This is a genomic window from uncultured Romboutsia sp., from assembly GCF_958366745.1.
Taxonomy (GTDB): domain Bacteria; phylum Bacillota; class Clostridia; order Peptostreptococcales; family Peptostreptococcaceae; genus Romboutsia; species Romboutsia timonensis.
Genome location: NZ_CATXCO010000170.1, coordinates 1 through 5,221, shown reverse-complemented (window position 1 = coordinate 5,221; position 5,221 = coordinate 1). Strand labels below are relative to the sequence as shown.

Here is a 5,221-nt window from a genome sequence, read left to right as displayed (position 1 = left end):
TAGAATATGCAATAAAATCACCTATTAATAGATTCGTTGGTAGTTGAATTAAATATCTATCTGCACAATATCTAGCAGCATTATGCCCTGCCAAGCTACCTGTACATATTGCCTCTGCGTGAACTCACTAAATGCAACTTTTATTCATAGCTTATATGACTATAGTGATTTACCAGAAGATACTTTTGGACAAAGGTTAAAGAAACTAAGACTTTTAAAAGGATTATCTCAATATGAGCTAGGAAATCAAATTGGTATGCAACATAGTATGATAGGATCTTATGAACGTGATGAATTTTGTCCTACTTTAGAATCTATTAATAAATTAGGTTCCATATTAGATATTAATATTTTATGTAGTGAAGGATATTCAAAATTCTTACTTGAATCATCTAGTTTCAAGGACAAGTTATTTAAATGGAGATTAGAAAATAACTTAACTAAAAAATCTGCTTCTAAATTACTTGGTATTTCAGAAAGAGGTTATAGTTTATGGGAGGATGGTGTAATTATGAGCATAACTACTTATTATAAGATAAACAATAAATTATCTAAATATAATTTAATATAATAAATATATATTGTATTGAATAGTTTATTTTAATATATTTGTTGCATTAATATTAGATTAAATATATTGATTTTATGAAACGTGTATATTTAAATAATAATGTATATTTTTATTAACTTATCAATATAATATAAATATCTATATAGATATGGTACTGTATACCATATTGACAAAATCAATATTATACAGTATTATTTAAGTAGCTCATCTACCAAGTTGTAGAAGGAGAAAGCTGGATTTCGCACTGCGATAACCAGCCTTTTTTATTTTATACCATTCCTTTTATAGCTATTATACGCCTCTTTATACTGATCTTTATTTCTTTTTAAAAAAACAGGAAATGCTGTTATAAATTCATAATAAATACTCTTATCTCTATTTACTTTTTCTTTTAAAATAACGATATAATCATCATTTCCATATGTATACCTAATATAAATTTTACGAATTTTATTTTTCTTTTTATCTAACTCTATCTCAACCCATTGATCTATATGCTTATCATCTGCATTAGCAAGTTCTATAACTTCACTTATTCTATGTATCCTATATAATCTATATAAACATTCTACTCTACTCAAATATATAAATTCACCTTTAGCTCTTATAGTCTCACATTCTACTTGGCAACTTTCATATTCAGGTGTGTTATAGCAAGGAAAAACTTGAATATATTCCTTTTTATCTATTGATATAATATGATAAAATCTTTCTGCTTTTGTTAAAGTTATGTTTGTATATCTATCTTCCTCATTTATAGCATCCTTATTCATAACTTTAATATTTTTATTCATATTAAAAAATATAAATTTACCTTTATATTTAGGTCTCTTATCCTTATTCATAAATCCATTTTTAAAGTCTTCATATGCTGAATCAATTATTTCTTCTATGCTATCTCCATTATAAAAAATAGGTGGAGTAAGCTTGCTTTTATCCACTAATACCACCCCTTTGGATTCCATATAAACAAGTTAAACTTAGCCTCATATTTGCTTGTCTTTCTATATAAATCTATATTACCTTTTTCTATTATATATTTAATTAAAATATCTTTACCCTTGTTAGAATTTTCATTATATAACCCTCTATGTAAATAAGATATCGCACCAATTAAAAGATCTGTTAGTTGTAATATTTCAGATTCTCTTGAATTAATTTGATATATACCTTTTATAACTTCTTCTTTTGAATCATATATATTATTGCATAACACCTTCCTAAGTTTTTTAACTCTAGGACCTCCCTTAGTATCCTTTATATCTATAAATATATTATAATAACTATCATAATCTATCAGTGTATTTAGCAATGTAAAGTACATTTTATAATACCAAGTATTATAATCACCATCATTATATTTATTATGGTCTAATTCATTCTTATTTTTAGCAACTAGTCCTCTAAAACTTAAATTCTTATTATCAAAGAAATAATCTATTAATTCTTTATACATATCTATTTTAGATATTGAAACCTTAGTCCATTTAATTTCATTCCACGTGCTTACATTATGTTTTTTCTTTATATTTCTTATATCTTCAAAAATTTCTTGTTTTTCTTCTTTACTACATGTTATAGCACCTAATACCATAATATCACTACTATCATTTGGTAAATGACAGCTTTCATCACAATAAATATTATACATATTGTAATTTCCTTTCATTTTATAGTTAACATAATTTTCATTTTATTGATTTATACATAATACTAATACTATATATAGTATTTTTTTGCTATCCCTATACTATATATAGTATATATTATTTTTTATAAGTTTAGTAATTTTTTTACGTTTTATTTCATATTTACCCATTAATATATTAAATTCTAATTCATTTTATAATTATAACATTTATATCTAAAATATAATATAAATATATTAACTATTTATATTATTGCAATCTGGTATTATTATAATTATATTACTTTATTAAAAGCCAATAAACCCAGCATGGGATAGCGGAGCAACGGTTTTATCCCATGCGCCTACCAAACAGCACACCATAATGCCGAAACCAACCAAAAACACAAAAAATCTAAATACAAAGCTATGCACAAAAAAATCTAACCAACTAAATTATCTAAAACGTGAAGGCACAACACCCCCTATAAGGAAAGTAACCTAAAAAACTAGAAAACTGGGCATTGGGCTTAGGGCAGTGAATGGCTACTTAAAAGAAGCTACGAACACAAATGAACGGATAAGATACGTAGCAGACTTGATATGAAATATGATGTTTGCGAAGTATGTTAGTAGTGAATGTGTGAGTGCTTTTTAAGTTAGTCAGAGGGGCATAGCCGATAGGCTTAAATTATACTCATAAACTATCTATACAAAATAAATTTTTATATTACTACAAAGCTATGGAAAAAGTCGAGTTAGCGATTGTAGTGGAAATCCTTTTGAGTGGTTTTTGCTCAAAAGATTGTAACGTAAAGCGCGGTGGCGAAGCCAAACTCCATAAGTATTAAAATTATATATACTAACGATAACATAAGTAATATCTATATAAATAACAATATCTATAATATATAACCCTAATAATAATGCTAATTACTAACCTAGTCGTAAAATATAGTGAATATCTAAAATATTGATATTAATATATATAATACAATTATAAAAATTTCATGCAGTAAGTTTTTAGTCTGGCATCACAGTTTGTAGCGGTTTTTGCTACAATCTGTGAAGTCAGACTGACCCTAGAGTTTTGACCCTAGAATATAAATAAAGATAGTTGAGGTAGGAGTGTTTTTTGCTCCTACTTCAACTATCTACATATACTATAAAAATCTCTATCATTTAAACTGAAAGCATTCATCTATATAAGTTTATATCAATATAAACATTCACCTATCTTATATAAAGATAAAAGGGATTGGTGGAGGGGGAGCAGAGCGCGCGGCGGGAAGTATGGTGCAAGCTGAAACGGAATAAATAGTTAGCACATAAATAAAGCTACATTTTAGCTCATATTAGAATCTTAAAATCCTCTAAACATATGAGCTAAAATGTAGCATCACCTTGTATGTCTTAGTTTTTATGAAGTGTAAGTTTGCACCATACCGGGGCTGAATAACCGAAGGTTTAACTTATCAATTCATTATCTACTACAAATCACTTATGCGAAGCATATATACTTAAAATACCTTATATAAGAATATCTTGTCTAAATAAAAAAGATTCATCATTTCTTAATCACTGTCTATAAACACGACTCACCATAAAAAATTAGCTCACTTATAATTAACAATATTTCTAACCTGAGCTTCACTAATACCAAACTTTCTAGAAATAGACTTATAATCACCAGCAAAAACTTCCCTAATCTTTTTGTTCCTAAAAGACTTAACAAGACTACTCTCATTAGGAATATATAAATTACTCCCACCAGCAAGCCTAACCAAATCCTTAAAAGCGTCAATCCCTATAATATCAACAATATCCATAACACTATCAGGTAGATCATCCCTAGTTAAACTATCTAACACTAAAATCCCCCCTCAAAAACATTATAACTATATATTCTATATCAAAATCAAAGCATCCTACTAAATTTATAAATTCTTTTAATATACTATTTAAACACTCCTAGACTAAATTATTATAAAAATTAACTTTACTAAAACAATATAGGAGGTAATACTATGAAATGGTATCTAGACTTTGGACATGGAGGAAAAGATTCAGGCGCAATTGGAACTAACAAAACAAAAGAAAGCGACACAGTATTAAAAATAGGAATGTTAATAAAAAATAACCTTGAACAAGCCTTTGAAAAAGTAATAACTACACGTGAAGAAGACAAATACTACTCACTAGATTATAGAAGCTCAAAAGCAAATAAAGAAAACTGTGACTACTTCGTAAGCATACACATGAACTCATCAACCAATAAATCTGCTAAAGGAGTTGAAGTATGGGTATATGACGAAAAAAGCAAACTATATACCCTATCAAAAGATATATGCACTAACTTATCAAAAGCAATAAATACACCTAATCGTGGAGTTAAAATTTCAAAAAACTTTTCAGTGCTCAAAAAAACTAAAATGCCAGCACTATTAATAGAAATAGACTTTATATCTAATACATCTGTAGAGGCTTCTTTAAAATCAGATATTTATATAAAAAATATAGCAACTAGTATATCAAAATCACTACTAGCATTTGTAAATAAATCAATAGTTGATGATGGTATCTTTTATAGAGTTTGTATAGGTGAGTTTAAAGATATGTCCACCGCTGTTGAAATAAAAAATACTGCTATATCTAAAGGTTTTAATAATACTCATATAATAAATTCTTTATAAAATATTTTTTTCAAAAACTTTAATATATCTTAAAAGCTTTTCTTTTTATACTTAATATCAAGAAGAACAAATCTTCAAATAAATAAATGGAGGTGACTATATGCCTGTTAATGAAATGCAAAACCCATCAAGTCTAAGAATAAAACTAGACTTAGGTATGGAAGATGGAAAAACAAAAGTTAGAAGTAAAACATTCTCAAACTTAAAACATGATGCAACTGCACAAGATGTATATGATGTTGCAGAAGCCTTAATAGGACTTCAAGAACATGAAAAACTTGAAATAGCTAAGATAGATAACACTACTTTAGCTTAGTAAAAAGTCTGTTG

6 protein-coding genes are annotated in these 5,221 nt (G+C 27.0%); 3 read left to right on the top strand and 3 right to left on the bottom strand.

Annotation, left to right across the window (positions count from 1 at the left end; translation table 11 throughout):
- Window positions 1-118 precede the first annotated feature (118 nt).
- Window positions 119-571 carry a helix-turn-helix transcriptional regulator gene (locus tag Q5F54_RS10285; RefSeq protein ID WP_302334372.1) on the top strand — a complete coding sequence of 151 codons (453 nt, stop codon included), beginning with the start codon at window positions 119-121 and terminating at the stop codon, window positions 569-571.
- Window positions 572-834: 263 nt separating this feature from the next.
- Here the strand turns inward: Q5F54_RS10285 and Q5F54_RS10280 are convergent, their stop codons facing one another.
- From Q5F54_RS10280 to Q5F54_RS10270, 3 genes are all read right to left on the bottom strand, one after another.
- Complete coding sequence (locus Q5F54_RS10280; protein ID WP_302334371.1) at window positions 835-1,512, bottom strand: hypothetical protein; 678 nt, start codon at window positions 1,510-1,512, stop codon at window positions 835-837.
- A complete protein-coding gene (locus Q5F54_RS10275) occupies window positions 1,512-2,222 on the bottom strand; it encodes a DUF3800 domain-containing protein (RefSeq protein ID WP_302334370.1) in 711 nt (236 codons plus the stop codon). The genes Q5F54_RS10280 and Q5F54_RS10275 overlap by 1 nt, the downstream gene beginning before the upstream one ends.
- Before the next feature lie 1,592 nt (window positions 2,223-3,814).
- The gene (locus tag Q5F54_RS10270; protein ID WP_302334369.1) at window positions 3,815-4,069 is read right to left on the bottom strand and encodes a Mor transcription activator family protein; all 255 of its coding nucleotides are present in this window, start codon (window positions 4,067-4,069) and stop codon (window positions 3,815-3,817) included.
- A 156-nt stretch (window positions 4,070-4,225) separates the two neighbouring features.
- Between Q5F54_RS10270 and Q5F54_RS10265 the strand changes: the two genes are divergently transcribed.
- Together Q5F54_RS10265 and Q5F54_RS10260 are read left to right on the top strand one after the other, a co-directional pair.
- Window positions 4,226-4,891, top strand: coding sequence for an N-acetylmuramoyl-L-alanine amidase (locus Q5F54_RS10265; protein ID WP_302334368.1), 666 nt, complete (start codon window positions 4,226-4,228; stop codon window positions 4,889-4,891).
- A 100-nt stretch (window positions 4,892-4,991) separates the two neighbouring features.
- A complete protein-coding gene (locus Q5F54_RS10260; protein WP_302334367.1) occupies window positions 4,992-5,207 on the top strand; it encodes a DUF1659 domain-containing protein in 216 nt (71 codons plus the stop codon).
- Window positions 5,208-5,221: the final 14 nt, after the last annotated feature.

Bases quoted from the DNA above. Each gene is read 5' to 3' on its own strand.
- Q5F54_RS10275 (WP_302334370.1), bottom strand. From the start codon at position 2,222: ATGTATAATATTTATTGTGATGAAAGCTGTCATTTACCAAATGATAGT.
- Q5F54_RS10260 (WP_302334367.1), top strand. From the start codon at position 4,992: ATGCCTGTTAATGAAATGCAAAACCCATCAAGTCTAAGAATAAAACTA.
- Q5F54_RS10265 (WP_302334368.1), top strand. From the start codon at position 4,226: ATGAAATGGTATCTAGACTTTGGACATGGAGGAAAAGATTCAGGCGCA.